At 74.8% G+C, this 21,760-nt stretch carries 20 protein-coding genes; 6 read left to right on the top strand and 14 right to left on the bottom strand.

Going from position 1 to position 21,760, the window contains the following annotated elements:
- Positions 1–9 precede the first annotated feature (9 nt).
- Positions 10–564 (top strand): carboxymuconolactone decarboxylase family protein, encoded by a 555-nt coding sequence (locus ACZ6K0_RS27210; protein WP_469232429.1) that lies wholly within the window; start codon positions 10–12, stop codon positions 562–564.
- 3 nt (positions 565–567) lie between these two features.
- Here the strand turns inward: ACZ6K0_RS27210 and ACZ6K0_RS27205 are convergent, their stop codons facing one another.
- The 8 genes from ACZ6K0_RS27205 to ACZ6K0_RS27170 form a co-directional block, all read right to left on the bottom strand.
- Positions 568–921 carry an ArsR/SmtB family transcription factor gene (locus tag ACZ6K0_RS27205; RefSeq protein ID WP_469232671.1) on the bottom strand — a complete coding sequence of 118 codons (354 nt, stop codon included), beginning with the start codon at positions 919–921 and terminating at the stop codon, positions 568–570.
- Between the two features lie 148 nt (positions 922–1,069).
- Positions 1,070–1,456 (bottom strand): STAS domain-containing protein, encoded by a 387-nt coding sequence (locus ACZ6K0_RS27200; RefSeq protein ID WP_376396688.1) that lies wholly within the window; start codon positions 1,454–1,456, stop codon positions 1,070–1,072.
- Between the two features lie 152 nt (positions 1,457–1,608).
- Positions 1,609–2,205: an isochorismatase family protein gene (locus tag ACZ6K0_RS27195; protein ID WP_469232431.1), complete on the bottom strand. Its 597-nt coding sequence runs from the start codon at positions 2,203–2,205 to the stop codon at positions 1,609–1,611.
- Positions 2,206–2,304: 99 nt separating this feature from the next.
- Complete coding sequence (locus ACZ6K0_RS27190; protein WP_469232433.1) at positions 2,305–3,294, bottom strand: hypothetical protein; 990 nt, start codon at positions 3,292–3,294, stop codon at positions 2,305–2,307.
- Positions 3,294–4,559, bottom strand: a complete 1,266-nt coding sequence (locus tag ACZ6K0_RS27185; RefSeq protein WP_469232435.1) for a DUF2306 domain-containing protein — start codon at positions 4,557–4,559, stop codon at positions 3,294–3,296. The genes ACZ6K0_RS27190 and ACZ6K0_RS27185 overlap by 1 nt, the downstream gene beginning before the upstream one ends.
- A gap of 122 nt (positions 4,560–4,681) precedes the next feature.
- On the bottom strand, positions 4,682–5,197 hold the full coding sequence (locus ACZ6K0_RS27180; protein WP_376396700.1) for a PadR family transcriptional regulator: 516 nt from the start codon (positions 5,195–5,197) through the stop codon (positions 4,682–4,684).
- Positions 5,198–5,329: 132 nt separating this feature from the next.
- Positions 5,330–7,807, bottom strand: a complete 2,478-nt coding sequence (locus ACZ6K0_RS27175; protein ID WP_469232437.1) for an ABC transporter permease — start codon at positions 7,805–7,807, stop codon at positions 5,330–5,332.
- The gene (locus ACZ6K0_RS27170; protein WP_376396706.1) at positions 7,804–8,496 is read right to left on the bottom strand and encodes an ABC transporter ATP-binding protein; all 693 of its coding nucleotides are present in this window, start codon (positions 8,494–8,496) and stop codon (positions 7,804–7,806) included. The genes ACZ6K0_RS27175 and ACZ6K0_RS27170 overlap by 4 nt, the downstream gene beginning before the upstream one ends.
- Before the next feature lie 271 nt (positions 8,497–8,767).
- Between ACZ6K0_RS27170 and ACZ6K0_RS27165 the strand changes: the two genes are divergently transcribed.
- The gene (locus ACZ6K0_RS27165; protein WP_469232440.1) at positions 8,768–10,138 is read left to right on the top strand and encodes a sensor histidine kinase; all 1,371 of its coding nucleotides are present in this window, start codon (positions 8,768–8,770) and stop codon (positions 10,136–10,138) included.
- A gap of 2 nt (positions 10,139–10,140) precedes the next feature.
- Positions 10,141–10,845: a response regulator gene (locus ACZ6K0_RS27160; protein ID WP_469232673.1), complete on the top strand. Its 705-nt coding sequence runs from the start codon at positions 10,141–10,143 to the stop codon at positions 10,843–10,845.
- Here ACZ6K0_RS27160 and ACZ6K0_RS27155 read toward each other — a convergent pair.
- Positions 10,796–11,194, bottom strand: a complete 399-nt coding sequence (locus ACZ6K0_RS27155) for an STAS domain-containing protein (protein ID WP_469232442.1) — start codon at positions 11,192–11,194, stop codon at positions 10,796–10,798. The genes ACZ6K0_RS27160 and ACZ6K0_RS27155 overlap by 50 nt on opposite strands.
- Before the next feature lie 178 nt (positions 11,195–11,372).
- Positions 11,373–12,608: a DUF418 domain-containing protein gene (locus ACZ6K0_RS27150; protein ID WP_469232444.1), complete on the bottom strand. Its 1,236-nt coding sequence runs from the start codon at positions 12,606–12,608 to the stop codon at positions 11,373–11,375.
- Positions 12,609–12,759: 151 nt separating this feature from the next.
- Between ACZ6K0_RS27150 and ACZ6K0_RS27145 the strand changes: the two genes are divergently transcribed.
- Positions 12,760–13,383: a GNAT family N-acetyltransferase gene (locus ACZ6K0_RS27145; protein ID WP_376396717.1), complete on the top strand. Its 624-nt coding sequence runs from the start codon at positions 12,760–12,762 to the stop codon at positions 13,381–13,383.
- A 92-nt stretch (positions 13,384–13,475) separates the two neighbouring features.
- Positions 13,476–14,306 (top strand): PaaX family transcriptional regulator C-terminal domain-containing protein, encoded by an 831-nt coding sequence (locus tag ACZ6K0_RS27140; RefSeq protein ID WP_469232675.1) that lies wholly within the window; start codon positions 13,476–13,478, stop codon positions 14,304–14,306.
- A 32-nt stretch (positions 14,307–14,338) separates the two neighbouring features.
- Here ACZ6K0_RS27140 and ACZ6K0_RS27135 read toward each other — a convergent pair whose 3' ends face one another.
- Positions 14,339–15,754, bottom strand: a complete 1,416-nt coding sequence (locus ACZ6K0_RS27135) for an aminopeptidase P family protein (RefSeq protein WP_376396722.1) — start codon at positions 15,752–15,754, stop codon at positions 14,339–14,341.
- Between the two features lie 171 nt (positions 15,755–15,925).
- Here ACZ6K0_RS27135 and ACZ6K0_RS27130 point away from each other — a divergent pair, with 171 nt between their 5' ends.
- Positions 15,926–16,909 carry a LuxR family transcriptional regulator gene (locus tag ACZ6K0_RS27130; protein ID WP_376396724.1) on the top strand — a complete coding sequence of 328 codons (984 nt, stop codon included), beginning with the start codon at positions 15,926–15,928 and terminating at the stop codon, positions 16,907–16,909.
- Between the two features lie 66 nt (positions 16,910–16,975).
- On the opposite strand, the gene ACZ6K0_RS27125 is transcribed toward ACZ6K0_RS27130, so the two are convergent.
- The 3 genes from ACZ6K0_RS27125 to ACZ6K0_RS27115 all read right to left on the bottom strand — a co-directional run bounded on the left by ACZ6K0_RS27125 (position 16,976) and on the right by ACZ6K0_RS27115 (position 21,760).
- A complete protein-coding gene (locus ACZ6K0_RS27125) occupies positions 16,976–19,009 on the bottom strand; it encodes a prolyl oligopeptidase family serine peptidase (RefSeq protein ID WP_376396727.1) in 2,034 nt (677 codons plus the stop codon).
- A 4-nt stretch (positions 19,010–19,013) separates the two neighbouring features.
- The gene (locus ACZ6K0_RS27120) at positions 19,014–19,562 is read right to left on the bottom strand and encodes a nitrobindin family protein (protein WP_469232447.1); all 549 of its coding nucleotides are present in this window, start codon (positions 19,560–19,562) and stop codon (positions 19,014–19,016) included.
- 131 nt (positions 19,563–19,693) lie between these two features.
- On the bottom strand, positions 19,694–21,760 hold the full coding sequence (locus ACZ6K0_RS27115; RefSeq protein WP_376396733.1) for an iron ABC transporter permease: 2,067 nt from the start codon (positions 21,758–21,760) through the stop codon (positions 19,694–19,696).

Here is a 21,760-nt window from a genome sequence, read left to right as displayed (position 1 = left end):
GGAGGCTCCGTGACCACGAGAAGACTGACCGCACTCACCCCCGAGCAAGCGCCGGGCCGCGCGGGCGAGTTACTGACCGACATCGTCGAACGGCACGGTACGGTCGGCGAGATGGTGTCGACCATGGCGCATTCGCCGGCGCTGCTCGACGGCTACCTGAGCCTGTCCCGGGCCATGAAGCGGGTGAAGATCCCCCGCGCCCTCAGCGAGAAGCTGTCGCTCGCCGTGCAGGAGTGGATCGGCTGCGGCACCTGCCGCGAGGCCCACGTCTCGGCCGGGCGCGCGGCGGGGCTGAGCGAGACCGACATCACCCTGGCCCGCCAGGGCACGTCGACCGATCCGCGCGAGGCCGCGCTCATCGGCCTCGCGCTCCGGGTCCTCGCCGAGCCGGGCTCCCTGTCCGACGACGACGTCGCCGAGGTACGGGCGCACGGCTGGAGCAACCGGGTGATCGCGGAGGTGGTCGGGGTGGTCACGCTCAACCTGCTGACCGGGGCCTTCAATCTGCTCGCGGGCATCCAGCCGGATCCGGCGGCGGAGGTGGAGGCGAAGCCCGGGGAGTGAGCCCTACGGGGTGGCGGACCGGGTGACTGGCGGGCCCGACCGGAGGTCGGCGAGCAGTTCCGCCTGTCCCGCGAGGACGCCGGACAGGATCGAGCGTGCCACCAGCAGCAGTTCCGCCACCTGCGGGCTGGTCAGCGTGTAGTACACGGCCACGCCCTCGCGCCGGGCGACGACGAGGTTCGCCCGGCGCAGCACGGCCAACTGCTGGGAGAGGTACGCCGCTTCGACGCCGGTGTCGCGCAGCATCTCGGAGACCGCGTGTTCGCGTTCGCTGAGCAGCTCCAGGACACGGATCCGGACGGGGTGTCCCAGCGTTTTGAAGAACTCCGCCTTCAACTGGTAGAGCGGAGGCGACATCGCACCCACCCCGCCGTCGCGCGTCGCACCAGCACGTTGCACCATGCCCCCATCCTCGCGCCTTCCCGGACGCGCGATCTACCGATCCGCGGAGTCGGGCCGTACGGAATGCCGGGCCGGGCCTGCTCGCTCGGGCTGCTCCCCGGACCTACTCGGTCGGCCAGGCGTCGCTGCGCCAGGCGCGCTGTTCCGCGCCCGCGTCGAGGTGGGCGGCAAACGCCGCGTCCAGGTCGCAGTGGACCGGGATGGCCGGGCCTTCGCCGGCGGGGGCGAGGGAGCCGTCGGCGGGGATCGCGGCGAGTTCCAGGCTCCGGCCCGCGGCCCGGAGCCGGTGGGCCGCCTCGGTGACGGCGAGCTGCCCGCCCGCGGACCAGCCGCGGAGCCGGCTCAGGTCGAGGACGACGGGGCCCGTACCGCGCGCCACCGCCCAGCCCACGGCCCCGGTGAATCGCCCGAGGGCATCGCCGCCGAGGAACCCGGCCAGGGACAGCACGCCCAGCTCCTGCTGGACCGTGTAACGCCATTCGATGGTCATGCGCGTCGTCTTCCCTGTCGTACGGCGGCGGTGGTGACGGGGCGTGGGGGCGTGGGGGCCGGACCAGGATGTAACGAATTGCAGGATTGTGCAATCGTCCGTCTCACAGAGCGGATAGGGCGGCGGACGGCCCGCCGCGGGCCGCCCTGTTCCTAGGGTTCCCGGAGGTCGGGAGCGCCGCCCGGGGCCGTGAAGGTGACGTCGGCGGCGGGCACGGTGACCTCCGCGTCGCTCCCGAGGGCGTACGCCGCGACCCGGGAGACCGTCGCGGCCGGTACGGCTTCGCTGACGCCCGGGACCGCCGGGCAGTCCTGGGTCGCGTGGGCGTCGTACGGCACGACGACGCGGTAGCCGCGCGCCAGGGCCGTACGGGCGGTCGCCTGTACGCACATCTCGGACATCACGCCGCAGACGGCGACGGACCGGACGCCCGCGTCGGTGAGCACGCCGCCCAGCGGGGTCTCGTGGAAGCCGTCGTCCCGGGGCTTGCGGATCACGAACTCCCGGGGGCCCGGCTCGACGGGATGGTGGAGCTCCCAGCCCGGTGTGTGGGGTTCGTCCTCCGCTCCGGGCTGCCCGTCGTTCTGGAGGTGGACGACGAGCGCGCCGTCCCTCCGCGCCCGGGCGATCAGGTCCGTCGTCCGGTCGACGAGCCGGCCGGCCGCGGGCACGGCCCCGTCACCGACGACGAAGGCGGACTGCACGTCCACGACGATCAGGGCGTCCACGGGCTGCGTGTGCTGGGTCATCCGGCCATGATCGCGCCCACGGGCTCCGCGGCTCCACAAGATTTCGGCCGACCGCGGGCCTGATCCTGGCGCCGGGATCCGGCGCCAGGGACGCGTACGTCACCGGCCCGGCCTGACGCGTGACCACCACGGTCCACGGCCGGAGTCGGATCCCCCTTCTCCGCCGGCGTTCGCCTGCGCCAGGAGACGGCGGCCCGAGACTCCGGTCGCGAGCAGGCCGGTGACGAGGGCGAGGAGCGAGATGCCGGGGCCCGACGTCCAGTCGACGGACCGGGCGTGGACGGCGAGGACGACGGCGGTCGCGAGGGCCACCGCCGGGACGGCCGTGAGGGCGGGGCGGATACGGGCCAGGTCGTCCTCGACGAGGGAGCCGAGGACGCCGACGCCGAGCGCCAGGGCCCACACGCCGAGGCCCTGCGCGTCGGCGCGGTTCACCGTCCACGGCACGAGGGGCCCCCAGAAGGCGGGAAAGGCCAGCAGGCCCGCGCCGATGCCGAGCCATCCGGAGCCGAGGACCGCGAGCAGCGGCTTCGACCAGCCGGGCAGCGGTGCGACGCGCGGGCGCTCGGCCCCGGCCGACGGGGCGGGCCTGCGGTACTGCGCGGCGAGGCACACGACGGCGGCGAGCGCGAGCAGCCCGAGCGTGGCGACCCAGCCGAGGCTGAACAGGGCGAGGAACAGCGGGCCGCCGTGGACGGCCTGGAGGGAGCCGCCGTTGAGCAGGCTCACCGCGAAGAGGCCGACGAGGACGATCACGAGCGGCAGGACGAGGGTCCGCGCCTCCTCCCAGACGCGGGCCCGGCCGAGCGTGAACAGCGCGGGCGCGACCCCCGCCATGGCGGCCCCGAGAAGACCGGGGCTGAGCGCCGCCGGGGACACCCAGGCGCCCGCGACGTGGCCGGCCAGGCTCGTGACGGCGAGCAGGGCGCCCACGGTGAGGCTGATGCCGCCCACGACGCCGCTCAGGATCACCACGGCGGGCGAGAGTTCCCTGCCGTCGACCGCCGGGCCGGCGACCGGGGCGGCGACCGGGGCGGCGGCCGCGCCCGCACCGTGACCGTGGACCTCCGGCGCATCCGCGGTGCCCATCAGTGGTCACCTTCCTTCGTGGCAGTGGCAGTGGCGACGGCAGGGGCGGTGGCGGCCGCGACGGACAGCGCGTCCGGGGCCTCCTCCGCACGTCCGGACGGGGGCGGCGGCGGCGGCGGCGGCGGCGTGAACGCCCGCTGCCGCTTGAGGAGTTCACGGGCGTACAGCACGCGCAGGCTCACCACGGTGACGGCCGCGTAGGCGAGCATGCCGCAGCCGATGCCGACGCCCGCGATCAGGGCCGTGAGCCGGTCGAGGCCCATGGTCCGCTCCAGTACGGGCACCGCCACCGCCGAGAACGCGGGGGCCAGGCACAGCGCCGCCAGGTGCAGGCGCCACTCCTCCCGCGCCCAGTGCGCGCCCCGCGCGCCCGCGCGTGCCGCCCGCACCGCGATGACGCCGTACGTGACGGCGTACGGCACGGCGTAGGCGAGGAGCAGTCGGCGCCCGCCGGCCCCCTGGTCGAGGAAGGCGACCGTGATCCAGGCCAGTCCGGCGGCGCCCGCGAGGTGGACGGCGACCAGGACCGGCCGCGGGCACCACGTTCCGGTCAGACCGGGGACGGTGCCGCGCCGGTCGAGCGCGCGGGACGCGAGCAGCGCGCCGAAGGAGACGAGGGACCCGAGGTGCATGATCGCGACGCGGTTGACGTCCTGGAGGGAGAGCCCGGGATAGAGCGCGGGCAGGAACCCCCATTCGAGGCGGAGCAGCGGCGCGGTCATCAGGAAGCCGTAGCAGAGCAGCATCCAGCGCTGATGCAGGTCCGGGAGGCCGCGGACGGCGGCGAGGACGCCGAGGGTCACGCTGCCGACGGTGCCGATCAGGATCGTGGCGAGGACGATCCAGAACGCGGCCCCGCTGAACGCCTGTTCCGGCGGGGTGCGGACGAGGTACAGGGCGGCGCCGGCCATCGACACGTACACGGTGACGGCGAAGACGGTCCCGGCGATCCGGTGCAGCCGGATCCGTCGCCGTACCGCCGAGAGCAGCTGTACGGGGCCGAGCAGCATCAACAGGCCGCCGAGGACGGAGTGCAGGATCAGCGGGGCGAGGCTGCGGCTGTACGGTCCCATCCGGTCGCGCACGGCCTCGGCCACGAACTCCGGGGAGACGGACCGGCCGAGGAGCCACTCGCCGACGGCGGGTGCCCCGGGGCTGGCGTAGGGCCAGAGTTCGGTCGCCGCGATCGGCGCGTACGCCAGGCAGACGACCGTGACGGCGAGGGCGGCGGCCCTGCCTCGTCTCGTGCTTGTCGGACGCCCCACGGCGGATCCCCCTCCGAACGCGCGATAGTCCTATCTGGACTATGGAGGAAGGTAGAGCGGGGGACGACCGGGGTCAACCGGTCGGTAACAAAGTCGGGCGACAAAGTCGGGCAACGAAGGGGTCAGGGCTCACGGGACTCGACCCATTGCCAGAAATCGACCATCATCCGCTCGTACCGGATACCGAACTCCAGCGCCTCGCGCTGCCCGCGCGTCAGCAACTCCCCCACGCCCTCAGCCAGTTCCTCGTACTCGCCGAGGGTCCGCCGGTGCTCCTCGACCTGGACCGGGGCGTGGACGCGCGGGCTCGCGCCGAACCACAGCTTGAGGATGCCGCGTTCACGCGCTTCGACCGGGACGAAGGAGGAGTCGGCGAGCCAGCCGCGCAGGGCCGCCGCCCCCTCCTCCGTCAGCTTCATCAGGCGCCGGTTCCGGCCACCGGGCTGACGGACCTCCGACAGCAGACCGGCCTCCAGGAGCCGGTCGCACTGGGCGTAGACCTGCGCGTGGGGCATCGACCAGAACGGGGCCACGGTCCGCGCCGCCTCGACCTTCACGTCGTACGGACTGGCCTCGCCCAGCTTGTCGATGATGCCGAGCACGAGGAAGGAGGGCGTGGTCAAGCGGACTTCAGACATGCCGCGACGGTATCGCGGCGGTCATCGGGACCGGCCGCGGAAGCGGTCACGGGTCCGGTCACGGAAGCGGTCGCGGGGACCGGCCGCAGAAGCAGTCGCGGAAGCGGTCTCGGGGACCATCCTCGGAGTACGTCACTCCGCCCGCAGCGCGCGCGCCGTGCTCGTGCGGGCCGCCCAGCCCGCCGGGAGCAGCGCGCCGGCCGTCGCGATCACCACGCCGGCGGCGGCGAGGAGCGCCAGCAGCGGCGTCCCGTACACGTCGATGTCGGCGGGCGGGATCGTGGTGCCGACCGCGCGGCCCATCGCCGGCATCACCCAACGGTGCAGCCCGACGCCCAGCGGGACGCCGACCGCGCCCGCCACCAGGCCGATGCCGCCGACCGAGGTGAGGACCTGGGCCACCGCCTGACGCGGGGTCATCCCCAGGGCCTTGCAGACGCCCAGGTCGCGGACCCGCTCACGGGTGTCGAGGACCACCGTGTTGAACACCCCCAGACAGGCCACCACGACCAGCATCACCGTGAGCATGACGATCAGTGCCTGCATGGCCCGGATCACGCTCGACTTGCCCTCCTCGGTCACGGCGGCCCGTGCGCCGAGCGGGGACACGGCGGCGTTCAGGCGCTCCGCGTACGCGGCGGGGTCCGTGCCGGGGGTGACGGTGACGGCGAAGTCGCCCGGCAGGTACCGGGGGTCGAGCGGGGCGACGGAGGCGGCGGCCGTCCGCAGGGTCATGCCGCCGTCGCCCAGGTCGAAGACCTCGCCGACGATCCGGACGCGAACCGTCCGCCCCTGTTCGGACAGGGCGACCGACTCCCCCACCCGCAGGCCCGTGGCGCGCAGGAACCGCGTCGCGGCGACCGCCTCCCCGGTGGCCCCGAACCATCGGCCCGTGACCATCGTGTGGCGGCTCCCCGCCGTGTCCCCCTCGTACGCGACCAGCGGCGCGCCGCCCTTGAGCCCGGCCACGCCGATCTGCGTGCGGGCGGTCCGGTACACGGACCCGGTCCCCGGGAGCGCGGCGGTGGCCGCCGCCACGGCCGCCGGGTCGGCGGGCTTCCCCGGCATCCCCGTGCCAGGACCCGTGCCCGGACCCTCGCCGGAACCCTCGGGCGGGGCCACGGTGCGGACGGTGACGTCGCCGCCCCGGTCGGGATCCCCGTCGGCCTTCACGGCGACGAGCGTGCTGCCGAGCCCCACCGCGAAGGTCACCGCGAGCGCGCCGAACGTCACCGCAGCGGCCGTCGTCACCGAGCGCGCGGGGCGGGCGAAGGGCGCGGCGAGCCCCAGGGTGACCGGGCGGGGCAGCGGCAGCCGTCCGAGGAGTCCGCGGATCCGGCGGCCCCGGGCGCCGCCGGCGGCCGGACCGACGCGCAGGGCCGTCGCGGTCGGGAGCCGGGCCGCCCTCAGCGCGGGGCCGAAGGCGGTCACGGCCACGACGGCGAGGGCGGCGGCGGGCACCACGAGGTCCACCCAGAGGGGAATCGGCTCCGTGCCCGTGCCGTACGCCTCCGCCACCTCCGCCATGAGGGGCACGGCGAGGACGTTGCCGAGGGCGACGCCGAGCACGGCCCCCACCGAGCCCGGGAGCAGGGCCTGGGCGACGTACGCCCGCCCGATCTGGAGCGGGGTGAAGCCGACGGACTTCAGGATGCCGATCCGGCGGGTCGCGGCGCTGACGGCGCCGCTCACCACGACGGAGATCACGAGGATCGACATCGCGAGACCGAGGAGGGCGAAGGCGGCGACGAAGGGGACGAAGGCCGCCGTGTTCTCCTGGGCGGCCTCACGGACGTCGAGGTACGACTGGGTCCCGGCGACCGCGCCCGCGGGGACGGCGGCGACGACGGCCTCCCGCCCCGCCGCGACCTCGGCGCGGGTGTCGGCCCCGGTGAGCCGGTAGAGCATCTGGTACGCGGGGGATCGCGCCCCGGCGAGGGCCGTGAGCTGGTCGGGTACGACCCAGGCGTCGGCGCTCGCGCCGGCGGTCGCGGCGATGCCGACCACGGTGAGTTCGGTCGTACCGGCCGTCATCCGGTCGCCGAGGACGAGACCCGGCGGGCGGGCCCCCGCCTCCAGGACGATCTCCCCGGCCGTCCGGACCCATCGGCCCTCGGACAGGCTCACCGCGTCCACCGGCGCGTCGGCGGAGGACCGGCCGACCACGGTCAGGGGCGGCGGTTCGAAGCCGGGCGGCACGTCCCCGTCGCCGCGCAGGCGTACGGAGACGAGGGCGAAGGGACCGGCCGCCGCGGCCACGCGGGGCGCCCGCGCCGTGGCGGCCAGCCGGTCGGCGGTGACGGCGGAACCGTCGAACTCCACGGTCAGATGGGCCCCGTGCTGGCGGGCGAAGGCCCGGTCGAAGGGGGCGGCGGAGGCGACGAGGAGGCCGACGGCCAGGACGGCCGCGGCGACCGAGAGCAGCGTCGTCAGGACCATCACGGCGGTCTGCGTCCGGCGCCGGCCGACCCCGGCACGGACGACCCGGCCGAGGGCCCCGCCACGAGCACGGCCCGAGAGGGCAGCCGCATTCGTCCCGACACCGCCGACACCGGCACCGCCCGCACCACCCGCACCACCCGCACCGGCACCGCTCGTACCGCCGCTCATCGGGTCACCGCGCTGACGTCCCGGGCGATCCGGCCGTCGACCAGCTCGATCGTGCGGGTGGCGCACGCCTCGGCCAGGGCCAGGTCGTGGGTGACGAGGACGATGGTCTGTCCTTCGGCGTTGAGCTCGCGCAGCAGCTCGCGGACGTCCGCGCCCGACGCGCTGTCCAGCGCGCCCGTCGGCTCGTCGGCGAGGAGCAGCGGCGGACGGTTCATCAGGGCGCGGGCGACGGCCACCCGCTGCCGCTCGCCTCCGGAGAGGCGGCCGGGGTGGGCCCGGGCGTGGCGGGCGATGCCCAGCCGGTCGAGGAGTTCGGCGGCCCTGGCGGTCGCCCCTGCCCGGTCGGTGCCGGCCAGTTGGGCCGGGAGCAGCACGTTGTCGAGGACGGTCAGGTCGTCGAGGAGGTTGAAGAACTGGAAGACCATGCCGATGCGGCTCCGCCGGTACTTCGCGCACGCGGCCTCGCTCATCCGGTCGACGCGCAGTCCGTCCACGGTCACCCGCCCGCTGCTGGGGCGGTCCAGTCCGGCGAGGAGGTTGAGCAGGGTCGACTTGCCGCTGCCGGAGGGCCCGAGGACGGCGAGCGCCTCGCCGCGCCGGACCCGCAGGGTCAGCCCGGTGAGGGCGGCGGCTCCGTCGTCGTACGTCCTGCCGACCTCGCTCAGGTCGATCAGGTCTGTCGGATCCATTGGCTCCCTCGGATCCCCCGGCTCCATCGGATCCTTCGGGCGGCGGGGTGGGACGGACACGGGCACGGGTGCTCCAGGGCTCAGGGGCCGGCAGGGGGACGCCCCGACGCTAGGAGCGGCCGGGCCGCGGGCGCGTCGGTCGCGGTGCCGAAGATCCGTACCGCCCGCGGCGGAGGCGTGGCGGCGTCATCCCCGCGATGTACGCCTCCGGGCCGCGGACCTGCGTCCCTGGGGTGATCCGCTCGCACCCCGCCCTTGCCACACTGGCCCGGTGAGCAGGTACGAGGCATTCATCGGGCGGGTACGCGGGCCACGGAGCCCGGGGGCGCCGACCCCGCTGTCCCGCTGGGCGTGGGCGGCCGACGGGCTGCTCGCCCTGGCGCTCGCGGTCGCGACCGTCATCGGCGACCTCAACCGCTCGTGGGTGGAGGTGCGGGACGACCCGGCCGACCTGCCGGCCCCGGCGCTGGTCCCGGCCCCGGTCCCGACCCCGGTACACGGCGAACTGCCCTCGCTGCCACCGCTTCCCGCGGTCCCGGTCCCGGGCAATCCGGCGACCGCGCCCCGTCCCGTGCCCGCCGTGGAGTACGTGCTGCCGCCGGTCGAGGCCTGGGAGATGGCGGCGGCGGTGCTGACGGCCCTGCCCCTGGTGCTGCGCCGGCGGTTCCCGCTCGCCGTGTACTGGGTGGTGACCGGGGCGGCGGTCCTGTTGCACCTCGGCGACGTCTCGGCGGACGCGACGAAGGTCACCTTCGTGTCGGGTCTCGTCGCGGCGTACAGCGCGGCGATGTACAGCCCGCACCGGAAGTCCGTCCTGGTCTCGCTCGCGGCCGGTGCGGTGCTGTACGCCGTCGTGCCGCTGGTGCCCGAGGTGGACGACGGCCTCGTGCTCGTCCTCGTCCTGCTCCCGCTGGCCCTGGCCACGCACGGCGTCCATCTGTGGCGACAGCGGACACGGGCGCTGCGGGCCGAGCAGGAGGCGGCGCTGCGCCGGGCGGTGGAGGCGGAGCGCGCCCGGATCGCCCGGGAGCTCCACGACGTGGTCACCCACAACGTCAGCATGATGACGATCCAGGCGGGTGCCGCGCGCATGGTCCTCGACGGCTCTCCGGAGCAGGCACGGGAGGCGATACGGGCGGTGGAGGAGGCGGGGCGGACGGCGATGTCGGAGCTGCGGCACGTGATGGGGCTGCTGACGATGGCCGCGGAGGGTCCCGATCCGGCGGCCGACGCGGACCTCGCGCCGCAGCCGGGGCTCGACCGGCTGGCGGAGCTGACGGACCGGGTGCGTTCCTCGGGGGTGCCGGTGGAGGTGGAGGTCCGGGGCGTCCCGTACGCACTGTCCGCCGGAGTCGACCTCGCCGCGTACCGGGTGGTGCAGGAGGCTCTGACCAATGTGGTGAAGCACGCGGAGGGCGCCGGGGTCTCCGTCGCCGTCGAGTACGGCCACGAGCGGCTGCTGGTGGACGTATCGGACACCGGCGGGCGGCCGCGGCTGACGGCCGAACCGGAACCCGGCGGCGGCCACGGCCTGCTCGGTCTGCGCGAACGGCTCTCGATCTACGGCGGTACGCTGCACGCCGGCGGCCGCCCGGGCGGCGGCTACCGGGTCCACGCGACGATTCCCCGGGAGGCTCCGTGACCGTGACCGACACCGGCGCACCGCGTGTGGTGATCGCCGACGACCAGGCCCTGGTGCGGACCGGTTTCCGGATGATCCTCGCCGCCGACGGCATCGAGGTGGTCGCGGAGGCGGCCGACGGCGACGAAGCCGTTTCGGCGGTCCGCAGGACGCGGCCGGACGTCGTCCTCATGGACATCCGGATGCCCGGCACCGACGGCCTCGAGGCCACGCGCCGGATCCTCGCGGAGGAGACCGCGCCGCCGAGGATCGTCGTCCTCACCACGTACGACCTCGACCGGTACGTGTACGCGGCGCTCGGCGCCGGCGCGAGCGGCTTCCTGCTGAAGGACGTCACGCCCGAGCACCTGACGGCGGCGGTCCGGCTCGTCCGCTCCGGGGACGCCCTGCTGGCACCGGCGATCACGCGCCGGCTGGTGGAGCGGTTCGCCGGGCCCGGTACGCGGACGGCTCCCCTGCACCGCGATCTCGCCACGCTGACGCCGCGTGAGCTGGAGGTCCTCGAAGCGCTGGCGCGCGGGCACACCAACGCCGAACTGGCCGCGCGGTTCCGGTTGAGCGAGGCGACGGTGAAGACGCACGTCGCCCGCATCCTGTCCAAGCTCCGCCTGCGCGACCGCGCGCAGGCGGTCATCGCCGCCTACGAGACCGGGCTCGTCACCCCTGGCTCGGAAGGCCGGACCCCGGGCGCTCCCGGGGCCCCGTAGCCGCCGGACGGTCCCCGGGCGCCGCCGCCTCGGGACGGAGGAGCTCGCCGAGCGCCGTCAGGCGGATGAGCCGGAGGATCCACGGCTGGTCGCAGATCAGCCGCCAGCGGGCGCCCCGCGCCTGGACCCGCCCTGCGCAGTGGGCGAGCAGGCCCAGACCGGTGGCGTCGCAGAAGGTGAGCCGGCGGATGTCGACGGTCAGGGCCTCGGACTCGCGGACGAGGGCGTCGAGCTCGGGCCGCAGGTGCCGCACCAGGACGAGATCGAGCTCACCGTGGAGCACGGCGACGGTGAGTCCGCCGGTCGAGCGGACGACGAGGTGCGGGTCGTGACGGGGAATCAGGTGCATCGGACGCTCCACAGGGTGGGTCCATGTGTCCCGTCGAGCCTGGCCGCGTCCGCGCCGGGAGGGACGTTTCGCCTCGGCCACTGTCACCTGAACCGGTGAATAAGCGGGCCGCTCGGAGCGGCCGGCCTTCGCGGTTCCGCACACACGAGCGAACGGGCGCGCCCGGTGCTCGCGGACCTCAGGAGCGCCGCAGGGGCGGCCGGGTCAGCGTCGTCCATGCCCGCAGCAGCCATTCGAGCGGTCCGTACCGGTACCGGCGGAGCCACCATCGTGCCCCGACGGCCTGCGCCGCGAAGAGCGCGAGGGCGATCGCGAGGACGCCCGGCGGCGGCACCCGGCCCACCAGGGCGGCGCCGTAACCGGTGAACAGCAGGGCGCAGACGAGGGACTGGGTGAGGTAGCCGGTCAGGGTCATGCTCCCCACGGGCCCGAGCACGGCGGTCGTCCGCCCGCCGTGCCGCCCCACGGCCAGCCGGAGGACGGTCGCGGCGTACGCGGCGGCCAGCAGCGGGGCCGTGGCGACGTCGATCCCGAGGGCCAGGACCTGATAGGCGCCGCCGGGGTGCACCAGGCTCGCGTGGGCGTACACCAGGCCGCCGAGCAGTCCGACCGTGAAGCCCGCCCACTGGAGCCGGACCAGGGTCCTGCGGTGAGCGGCGAGGTCTCCGAGCACCCGTCCCCGCCCGGCGGCGAGGCCGAGGAGGAAGGCGGCCAGCGCGGCCGGGGCCTGGAAGAGGACGAGCAGGAAGGCCACGTCGGGCAGCTGGTCCAGATGGGCCCCGATCACGGACGCGGGTCCGCCGCGCAGCGCCTCGGCGGCCCGCTCGGCACCGGCCGCCGCACCGGGATCCGCTCCCGCGCCGCCCGCCGCGTGCACGGCGAGCGCGAGGAGGACGTACGCCGCCGCCGTGGCGGCGAAGAGGACGACGGCGGTACGGACGGCGGCACGGGGCCGGAGCCGCCGGGCGGCGAGCAGGACGAGGCCGAGGACCGCGTACGTGGTGAGGATGTCTCCGGGGAAGAGGAGGACGGCGTGCAGCGCGCCGAGCACGAAGAGTCCGGCCAGGCGCCGCAGGAAGCGCGGGGCGAAGGGGGCGCCGCTCCGCTCGGCGGAGTCGAGCTGGAGGGTGAAGGCGTAGCCGAAGAGGAACGAGAACAGCAGGAAGAACTTGGCCTCGAAGAACACGGCGACGAACCACCGGACGGCCCCGTCGAGCGGCGCGTCGAAGCCGGGGTCCTCGATCCCGGTCCCGTGGTAAGTGGAGGCCAGGTAGCCGATGTTGACGACGAGGATGCCCAGGAGCGCGAATCCGCGCAGGGCGTCGACGTGGGCGAGCCGCGGCGCGGCTCGGGTGGCCGGGGTGGCCGGGGTGCCGGCCGGGTGATCGGTCGCGGCGTCGGGTGTGGTGGTCACGGGGCTCCTCCGGGGCGGTGCGTCGAACCCTCGACGGGAAAACTATCGAATCAGAAACGCTCGTATCAAGAATGAACGTTATAGACTCGATCAGGCAAGGGGCGCACGCACAGGACCGCAGCGCCCGAACCGCGACGAACGAGGTGCTCCGATGAACGCGACGACGGTGGTACGCCGGGGCGTACCGGAGGGCGGTGCGGCACCTGTCGCCGCGCTGTACTGGGAGGCGTTCGGGCGGAAGCTCGGCGCCGCGCTCGATCCGCCGGACAAGGCCCGTGCGTTCCTCGCCGCCCACCTCCACCACGACCGGGCCGTCACCGCCGTCGTCGACGGCGAGGTGGCCGGGGTCGCCGGCTACCGGCTCGGCGGGCGCGGCCTGGTGGGCGGCGGTGCCGGGGACGTCCTGTCGGCGTACGGCGTGCTGCGCGGACTGCACCGGGTGGCCCTGCTGGCGCTCCTCGAACGACGCCCCGCCCCCGGTGAGCTCGTGATGGACGGCATCGCCGTCGCGCCCGGACACCGCGGCGCGGGCATCGGCACGATGCTGCTGCGCGAGATCGCGGCCGTGGCGGCCGAGGCCGGCTGCCGCCGGATCCGGCTCGACGTCATCGATGTGAACCCGCGGGCCCGCGCCCTGTACGAGCGGCACGGCTTCACCGCCGTCCACACCGAACGGACGCCGTACCTGCGCGAGTTGATGGGCTTCGGCGCCGTCACCACCATGCACCGGCCGGTCACGGCGGCCGACGCGTCCCCCGGCCGGGAGGCGCGATGACCCCGGACGCCGCAGCCCCCGACTCGTCCCCCGACTCCTCCGCGGTCCCCGGCCCCTCCCCCGTCCCCGACCCCGCCCCCGTCCCGACGCGCATGCTCGTCCACGCCCTCGTCCGCGAGGACGGCACCGTGGACGCCGGCGAGCTCTACACGGTGGCCGGTCTCCTCGGCATGACCGACCAGCAGGTGCGGCTCTGTGTGAAGCGGCTCGTCGCCGAGGGACGGTTCACCCACGAGGGCCGCGGCCGCAAGGCGGTGCTCCGCGCGGTCGCCGACGCCACCGGCGCGTACGCGCCGGACGCCGCGTACGTCCGCCTCGCCTACCGGCAGGACCACGGGCTCGCCCCGTGGGACGGCGTGTGGCACCTCTTCGCCTTCGCCGTCCCCGAATCCGAGCGCGCCGCCCGCGACGCGCTCCGCGACACGCTGCTCCACCTGGGGGCCGCCCCGCTCCACGGCGGTCTGTACGCGTGCGCCCACCCGATCGGGCCGCTCGTCGAGGCCCGGGCCCGCGAGCTGGGAGTCGCCGCCGCGGTCACCTCTCTGACCAGCACCGATCTCCGTGTCGGCGGGGTCGTCGACCCGCCGGCCCTCGCCGCCGCGCTCTGGCCGCTGGACGGGATCGCGGCCCGCCACGACGAACTCGCCGACTTCGCCCGCTCGTGCCTCGACCGCCTCGGCCGCCCGGAACCGCTCGCGTCCGCCGAGCGCCTGAGCCTCGCGGTCCGGCTCGCCGCGGTCTTCTCGTACGCGATGACGCCGGATCCGCTGCTGCCCGCCGAGCTCCTCCCCCGGCCCTGGCCGGGCACCCGGGCCCGGCACCTCATGGCGACCTGCTGGACCGCGCTCGCGCGCCACCCCGCCACGAACGGCAGCACCCCCCTCCCGCGTCTCTTCGCCCTCTACGAGGACCTCGCGGGATAGGGGGTGCCGGGAAACGCCGTACGGCTCCGGGATCAGCCGGCGAACTCGGCCATCCACGCCTCGACCTCGTCGGAGGTGCGCGGCAGGCCGGCGGACAGGTTCTCGTGGCCGTTCTCGGTGACGACCAGGTCGTCCTCGATGCGGACGCCGATGCCGCGCCACTCCTCGGGCACGGTCAGGTCGTCGGGCTGGAAGTACAGGCCGGGCTCGACGGTGAGCACCATGCCCGGCTCCAGGAGGCCGTCGACGTACTCCTCGTTCCGCGCGTGGGCGCAGTCGTGGACGTCCAGGCCGAGCATGTGGCCGGTGCCGGCCATCGTGAAGCGGCGCTGGAGGCCGAGCTCGTACGCGCGGTCGACGGGGCCCTCGATGAAGCCCCACTCGACCAGCTTCGCGGTCATGCTGCGCTGGGAGGCCTCGTGGAAGTCGCGGTACCGGGCGCCGGGCTTGACGGCGGCGAAGCCGGCGGCCTGGGCCTCGTACACCGCGTCGTACACCTTGCGCTGCACGTCGGAGAAGGTGCCGCTGATCGGGAGGGTGCGGGTGACGTCGGCGGTGTAGAGGGAGTTCGTCTCCACGCCGGCGTCGAGCAGGAGCAGCTCGCCCGGGCGCACCGGTCCGTCGTTGTCCGTCCAGTGCATGATCGTGGCGTGCTCGCCGGCGGCGCAGATCGAGCCGTAGCCGAGGGCGTTGCCCTCCAGGCGGGCGCGGCGGAAGAAGGTGCCCTCGATCCACCGCTCGGACGTCGCGACGGCGCGGGAGAGCTCCGCGACGCAGTCGGTGAAGCCGCGCACGGTGGAGTCCACCGCCTTGCGCATCTCGCCGATCTCCCACGCGTCCTTGACGAGGCGGAGGTCGCTGAGGGCCTCCTCCAGCTCGTAGTCGCGGTCCTCGTCGGTGGTGACGGCGGCCTCCAGGGCCGGGTCGTGACCGCGCACGATGCGGGTGGGGACGTCGGTGGAGGCGGCGGACAGGTCCGCGGCGATCGTGCGGACGTCGCGACAGGGCAGGCCGAGGACGATCTCCGACTCGGCGAGCGAACGGCGTCGGCCCATCCACAGCTCCGCCGTGTAGCCGATCCAGAACTCGTCGTTGTCCCGGCTGTCGCGCGGCAGCTGGTAGCAGTAGGCGTCGTGGCCGCCGTCCGCGCGGGGTTCGAGCACGAGGGCGCCGTCGCGGGCCTGGTCGCCGGTCATGTGCACGTAGCCCGTGTACGGGCGGAACGGGTAGGTGTCGTCGTTCGAGCGGGTCTTGAGGTTGCCGGACGGGATCACCAGGCGCTCGCCCGGGAAGAGGGCCGAGAGGGCGGCGCGGCGGGCGGCCGCGTACGGGGCCTGCTCGTCGGCCTCCAGGCCGTGGCGCTCGGTGTCGGCCCACCCGGTCCGCATGAGGGCGGAGAGCTCCTCGGAGACGCCGTCGTAGAGCCCGTTCTTTCGACGCTTCGCCATGCGACGCACCTTCTTCTCGCTGGGTTCCTCGGCCGCCGGTCCTTGGCGGCTCACGGACAGTACTGCGCCGAACGCGCGCCGGGTGCCCAGGACCGCCAGTGGCACAGATCGGCCATCGGGCAGCCCTCCCATGGGTGCGGAGGGGCTGCCGGGCCGTCGATAATGCGGTGCATGGCGAACGCGAAACTCGGCGAGGCCCTCCGGCTGCTCGGGATCGACCACGACGCGGGACGGGTGTACCTGAAACTCCTGGAGCTGGCGCCCGCCCCGCTGAGCGCGGTCGGTGCGGCGGCCGGTCTGGAGGGTGCGGCGCTCTCGGCGGCGTACGGGGCCCTGGTCGACGCGGGTCTCGCGAGCGCGGCGGTGGAGGGCGAGGACGTCGTGGCGCCGGTGCCGCCGGCCGCCGGTCTGGAGATCCTCGGCCGGCACCGGGCGGCCGAGCTCGACGAGTCCCGCATCACCGTCGGGGGCGCGTTCGAGGCGTTCCGGAGGCAGCGGCTCGCCGGGGAGACCGACCACCTCGTAGAGATCGTCACGGGCGAGGCGATCGGTCTCCGGATGCGTCAGGCGTGGGCCAGTGCCCGCCATCAGATCCGGCAGCTGGACTCCCCGCCGTACTTCCCCCTGCCCGGCGCCACCGAGGACGCGCTGGCCACGCTGGCGCGCGGGGTCACGCAGCGCGTCGTGTACTCGACGGAGTCGCTGGAGCTGCCGGGGAACCTGGAGTCGGCGATCGAGCCCTGCATCGAGGCCGGCGAACAGGCGCGGGTGCTGCCGTCGGTGCCGGTCAAGCTGGTGATCATCGACGATGCGTACGCGCTGGTGTCGCTGTCGATCAAGGAAGCCGACGTCCACAACACGATGCTGGTCGTGCAGCCCTGCGGCCTGCTCTCGGCGCTCGTGGCGCTGTTCGAGCAGGCCTGGCAGAGCGCCCTGCCCTTCCACGGCCACACCGCCCGCCCGCGCGGTCTGCTGCCCGCCGACCGGCGTCTGCTGTGGCTGCTCGCGGGCGGCGCGGGCGACGACGTGATCGCCCGCGAGCTGGGCATCAGCCGCCGCACGCTGTTCCGCCGGATCCAGATCCTCATGGCCCGGCTCGGCGCCACGAGCCGGTTCCAGATGGCCCTCCAGGCCCAGCGCTCCGGCTGGCTGTGACGCCGGGCCCGGTCGGCGCGCCGTAGGGGTCGGCCGGCGGCCGGGCCCGCTCGGCTCGCCGCAGGGTCAGCCGGCGGCCGGGCCCCCGAGGCGCTGCCACAGGAAGGTGTGGACGAGGGCGCTGTTGTGCGCGGCCTGTTCGTTGTCGCCGGCGCCCGCGTGTCCGCCGCCGGTGTTCTCGTGGAAGAGCACCGGGTGGCCGAGCTCCCGCAGCCGCGCCGCCGTCTTGCGGGCGTGGCCGGGGTGGACGCGGTCGTCGCGGGTCGACGTCATCAGGAGCACCGGCGGGTAGGCCGCGTCCGCCGTGAGGCGGTGGTACGGGGAGATGTCGCGGAGGTGCGGCAGATCGGCCTCGTCGTCGGGGTCGCCGTACTCGGCGATCCAGGAGGCGCCCGCGAGGAGCTTGTGGAAGCGGGTCATGTCGAGCAGCGGCACCTGGGCGACGATCGCGCCGAAGAGGCCGGGGTGGCGGGTGAGCATGGCGCCCATGAGCAGGCCGCCGTTGCTGCCGCCGGAGGCGCCGAGCATCGCCGGGGTGGTGATGCCCCGTGCGACGAGGTCCTCGGCGACGGCGGCGAAGTCCTCGAAGGCCCGGGGCCGGTCGGCGCCCAGCGCGGCCTGGTGCCAGTCCGGTCCGTACTCGCCGCCGCCCCGGATGTTCGCGAGCACGTACGTGCCGCCGCGCTCCAGCCACGCCCGGCCGGTCACGGAGCCGTAGTAGGGGGTGAGGGAGACCTCGAAGCCGCCGTAGCCGTAGAGCAGGGTGGGGCCGGGACCGGTGGTGGCGTGGTCGGGGCCGATGACGAAGTACGGGACGCGCGTGCCGTCCGGGGAGGTCGCGAAGTGCTGCTCCACCGTGAGTCCGGCGGCGGCGAAGCGGTCGGGGGCCTGCTTGAGGATCTCGGTGTCGCCGCCGATGCTCCCGCGGTACAGGGTGGAGGGCTGGAGGAACCCCGACACGTCGAGGAAGTACTCGTCGGAGACGTCGGGGTCGGTGTCGACGACGCCGACGGCGGAGAGCGGCGGTACGCCGACGAGCGGTTCGCGGGTCCAGCCGCCGTCGGGGGCGGGGGTGAGGACCTCGATGCGGGTGCTGACGTCGTGCATCGTCTCCAGGATCAGGTGGTGACGGGTCCACGCGTGCCCGGCCAGGGCCGTCCGCTCGTCCGGGGTGAACAGCACCTCGGGGGTGCGGTCGCCCGCCAGGAAGGCGTCGAAGTCGAAGGCGAGGAGGGAGCCCGTCGGCTGCCCGAGCCACGCGGACTTCAGGGTGACGATGAGGTGGCGGCGGTGGGCGTAGGCGACGGCGTCGTCGGGGACGTCGATCCTGACGAGCGTCGCGTCGGGCCGCAGGAGGTACGTCTCGCTGCGGAAGAAGTCGAGGGCGCGGCCGACGAAGTCCCGTTCGAAGCCGGGTGTGGTGTCGCGGTATCCCCAGGCCGACACGTCGCCCTGTTCCGCCTCGTAGACGAGCTCGGCCTGGTCGACCGGGGTGCCGCGGCGCCATCTGCGGACCTGCCGGGGGTAGCCGGAGTCGGTCAGCGAGCCGGGCCCCGTGTCCGTACCGACGAAGAGGGTGTCGTCGTCGATCCAGCCGGCCCGGGTCTTCGCCTCCGCCATCCGGAAGCCGTCCTCGACGAACCGCCGGGTGCCGAGGTCGAACTCCCGGACGACGACGGCGTCCCCGCCGTCGCGCGACAGCCGCACCAGCGCCCGGTCGTGGTCGGGGCGGCGTACGCGGGCCCCGTCCCAGACCCACTTCTCGTCCTCGGCGGCGGCGAGCGCGTCGACGTCGAGGAGGATCTCCCACTCGGGGGCGTCCTTGCGGTACTGCTCCAGGGTGGTGCGCCGCCACACGCCGCGGACGTGCTCGGCGTCGCGCCAGAAGTTGTAGAGGTGGGCGCCGCGCCGGACGGTGTACGGGATGCGGTCGGCGGCGTCCATCACCTCGCGGACGCGGTCCTTGAGCGGGGCGAACGCGGGGTCGGCGACGAGGACGTCGGCCGTCTCGGTGTTCCGCTCGGCCACCCAGGCGAGCGCGGCCTCGCCGGACACCTCTTCCAGCCACAGGTACGGGTCGTCGTCGCTCACACGCTGCATGGACTCAGTTCCCGTTCTCGCGTCGGAGGTGTGCCGAAAGGTGGTACTGCAGGGGCTGTCCGACCGCGGCGAGGTCGTGGCGGAAGTCGAGCGTGCCCTCGTCCGTGAGGGTGTAGCGGCGCCGGGTGGCGGTCACGTCCTTGGCCGTGGGGGTGAGCGCCACCTGATGGGTGGTGAGGTCGACCGCGCCGTCGGCGGCGGCGCCGACCAGGATCTCGGCGATGCCGGTGGGCTGGGTGATCAGCGCCTCGACGCGCCCGTCGGGCTGCAGCCGCCACCAGCCGCTTTCCCGGGCGGCGGGCCGCTGCGGCGTGCCGTCGGCGTCGACGATCCAGGCGCGGGCCTCGTAGTGGAGGAAGGGGCGCCCGTCGTGGCTGAAGGTGACCTCCTGCTCGTACGTGAACTCCTCGGCCAGCGTCGGGTACGCGCCGCGGCCCCGGCCGGTCCAGGTGCCCAGGAGACCGGTCACCGGAGCGAGCAGCGCGTGCGGCGCGGGCACCGTGTCCGGGCGGAGGGCGTCGGGGTACGGGTGCTTCCGGTCGCGGTCGAACATGAGGTGCGCTCCTGGGTCGGGGCCTGTGCCTGTGCCTGTGCCTGTGCCGGATCGCAGCTTAGGGGGTGTCCTGCCGATCGGGCCGCGAGCACGGCCTGATCGACAAGACACCCCCTCGGGCCTGTCCGTGGCTATCCCCGGCTGCGTATCAGCAGGTAGAGGAAGTACGGGGTGCCGATCACGGCCGTCATGAGGCCGGCGCCGAGCTGGGCCGGGGCGATGACGGTACGGCCCACCAGGTCCGCGGTGCAGACGAGGGCGGCGCCGAGGAGCACCGCGACGGGGACGACGCGGGCGTGCTGCCGGCCGACGAGGGCGCGGGCCGCGTGGGGTGCCACGAGTCCGACGAAGCCGATCGTGCCGGCGGCGGCGACGGCGGTGGCGGTGAGCAGGACGGCGAGGGCGAGGAAGCCGAGGCGGGCGCGTCCCAGGCCGAGGCCGAGGAGGCGCGGGGTGTCCTCGTCGAGGGAGACGAGGTCGAGTTCGGTGCGCCGGGCGAACCCGACGGCCGTGCCCACGGCGAGGACCGCGACGAGGGGGACCACGTCGGGCAGGGTCCGCCCGTAGGTGGAGCCCGAGAGCCAGGTGAGGGCCTTCGTCGCGTTGAACGGGTCGGTGAGGATGATGAGGAGGCTGATCAGGGCGGAGGCGGCGATGGCGACGCCGAAGCCGACGAGGACGAGCCGGTTCTGCTGGAATCCGCCCCGCGCGGCGAGTCCGAAGACGAGGACGGAGCTGGCGGCGGCGCCCGCGAACGCGGCGCCCGCCATGCCCCACGAACCGGCCACGGGCACGGTCGTCACGAGGAGTACGGCGCCGAGCGCGGCCCCGCCGGAGACGCCCAGGATGCCGGGTTCGGCGAGCGGGTTGCGGGTGACGGCCTGGACGAGGGTGCCGGCCAGGGCGAGTGCGGCGCCCGCGAAGAGGGCGGCGAGGACGCGGGGCACGCGGGTGTCGAGGACGAAGGTGACGGTCCGCCCGGCCTGGCCCTGGGCCCAGTTCACGACGTCGCCGAAGAGCAGCTTGCTGTCGCCGAGGAGCACGCCGGCGATGCCGACGCCGATCACGACGGCCACCAGCACGGCCGTGACGGTGAGGAAGCGGGCCCTGCTCCTGATGCGGAGCCGCTCGGTGGCGGTGGCTCCGGCCGTGTCCCGGACGCGGGTGGCCATGACGATCAGGAAGACGGCGCCGACGAGGCTGGTGACGACGCCGGTCGGCACGGAGACGGCCACGTCCGCCGGGACGAGGGCGCGCAGGAGCACGTCGGAGCCGAGGACGAGCGCGGCACCGGTGAGTCCGGCGACGGGCAGGAAGCCGCGCGACTTCGTGAAGCCCCGGAACCTGCGGGCGAGGGGCCGGACGAGCGCGGGGGCGCAGAGGCCGACGTAGCCGACGGGTCCGGCGAGGGTGACGGCGGCCGTGGAGAGCAGGGCGGCGAGGACGACGGCGGTGACCCGGGTGGCGCGGACGGGCACGCCGAGGCCGCGGGCGGCGTCGTCACCGAGGGCGAGGGCGTCGACCCGGCGGGCGAGGAGCAGCAGTCCGACGAGGCCGATGACGGCGATCGGGGCCATCTGCAGGATGCCGTCGAAGCCGTTCTGGCCGATGCTGCCCTGGTTCCAGTTGTAGAGGCCCTCGGTCTGCCGGGGGAACAGCAGGAGCAGGCCCTCGGTGACGGCGGTGAGGCCGAGGGTGAGGGCGCTGCCGGCGAGGACGAGCCGGACCGTTCCGGCGCCCAGGCCCGAGAGGGCGAGGACGACGGCCGCCGCCGCGAGGCCGCCGGCGAAGGCGAGGGCGGAGGAGGCGAACAGCGGGAGCGAGAGGCCGAAGGCGGCGCCGAGGCCGAGCGCGAAGTAGGAGCCCGCGTTGACGGCGAGGGTGTCGGGTGAGGCGAGGACGTTGCGGCTGACGGCCTGGAGGGCGGCGCCCGCGATACCGAGGACGGCGCCGACCAGGAGGCCGGCGGTCATCCTCGGCAGGCGGGAGGCGATGACGACGGAGGCGTCGGCCGGATCGGCCCGGCCCGTGAAGGCCTTCCAGACCTCCGGGGCGCCGACCGCGGCCGTGCCTTGCGTGATGTCCACGAGCGCGAGGGCCGCGACGAGGAGGACCAGGGCGGCCGTCACCGGGGCCGCGCCCGTCCGGGACGTGGCCGTCGGCGGACGGGTGGCGGGGGTGGTTGCGGTGACGGCCAT

It is taken from the genome of Streptomyces sp. NPDC042346 (genome assembly GCF_055581845.1).
Note: the sequence above shows the minus strand (reverse complement) of the source record. Positions and strands in the feature narration are given on the sequence as shown.

Bases quoted from the DNA above. Each gene is read 5' to 3' on its own strand.
- ACZ6K0_RS27135 (WP_376396722.1), bottom strand. From the start codon at position 15,754: ATGGCGAAGCGTCGAAAGAACGGGCTCTACGACGGCGTCTCCGAGGAG.
- ACZ6K0_RS27190 (WP_469232433.1), bottom strand. From the start codon at position 3,294: ATGGGCACCGCGGATGCGCCGGAGGTCCACGGTCACGGTGCGGGCGCG.
- ACZ6K0_RS27195 (WP_469232431.1), bottom strand. From the start codon at position 2,205: ATGACCCAGCACACGCAGCCCGTGGACGCCCTGATCGTCGTGGACGTG.
- ACZ6K0_RS27125 (WP_376396727.1), bottom strand. From the start codon at position 19,009: ATGCAGCGTGTGAGCGACGACGACCCGTACCTGTGGCTGGAAGAGGTG.
- ACZ6K0_RS27205 (WP_469232671.1), bottom strand. From the start codon at position 921: ATGTCGCCTCCGCTCTACCAGTTGAAGGCGGAGTTCTTCAAAACGCTG.
- ACZ6K0_RS27180 (WP_376396700.1), bottom strand. From the start codon at position 5,197: ATGTCTGAAGTCCGCTTGACCACGCCCTCCTTCCTCGTGCTCGGCATC.
- ACZ6K0_RS27155 (WP_469232442.1), bottom strand. From the start codon at position 11,194: ATGCACCTGATTCCCCGTCACGACCCGCACCTCGTCGTCCGCTCGACC.
- ACZ6K0_RS27115 (WP_376396733.1), bottom strand. From the start codon at position 21,760: ATGGCCGTCACCGCAACCACCCCCGCCACCCGTCCGCCGACGGCCACG.
- ACZ6K0_RS27170 (WP_376396706.1), bottom strand. From the start codon at position 8,496: ATGGATCCGACAGACCTGATCGACCTGAGCGAGGTCGGCAGGACGTAC.
- ACZ6K0_RS27175 (WP_469232437.1), bottom strand. From the start codon at position 7,807: ATGAGCGGCGGTACGAGCGGTGCCGGTGCGGGTGGTGCGGGTGGTGCG.
- ACZ6K0_RS27140 (WP_469232675.1), top strand. From the start codon at position 13,476: ATGCTCGTCCACGCCCTCGTCCGCGAGGACGGCACCGTGGACGCCGGC.
- ACZ6K0_RS27200 (WP_376396688.1), bottom strand. From the start codon at position 1,456: ATGACCATCGAATGGCGTTACACGGTCCAGCAGGAGCTGGGCGTGCTG.
- ACZ6K0_RS27120 (WP_469232447.1), bottom strand. From the start codon at position 19,562: ATGTTCGACCGCGACCGGAAGCACCCGTACCCCGACGCCCTCCGCCCG.
- ACZ6K0_RS27145 (WP_376396717.1), top strand. From the start codon at position 12,760: ATGAACGCGACGACGGTGGTACGCCGGGGCGTACCGGAGGGCGGTGCG.
- ACZ6K0_RS27130 (WP_376396724.1), top strand. From the start codon at position 15,926: ATGGCGAACGCGAAACTCGGCGAGGCCCTCCGGCTGCTCGGGATCGAC.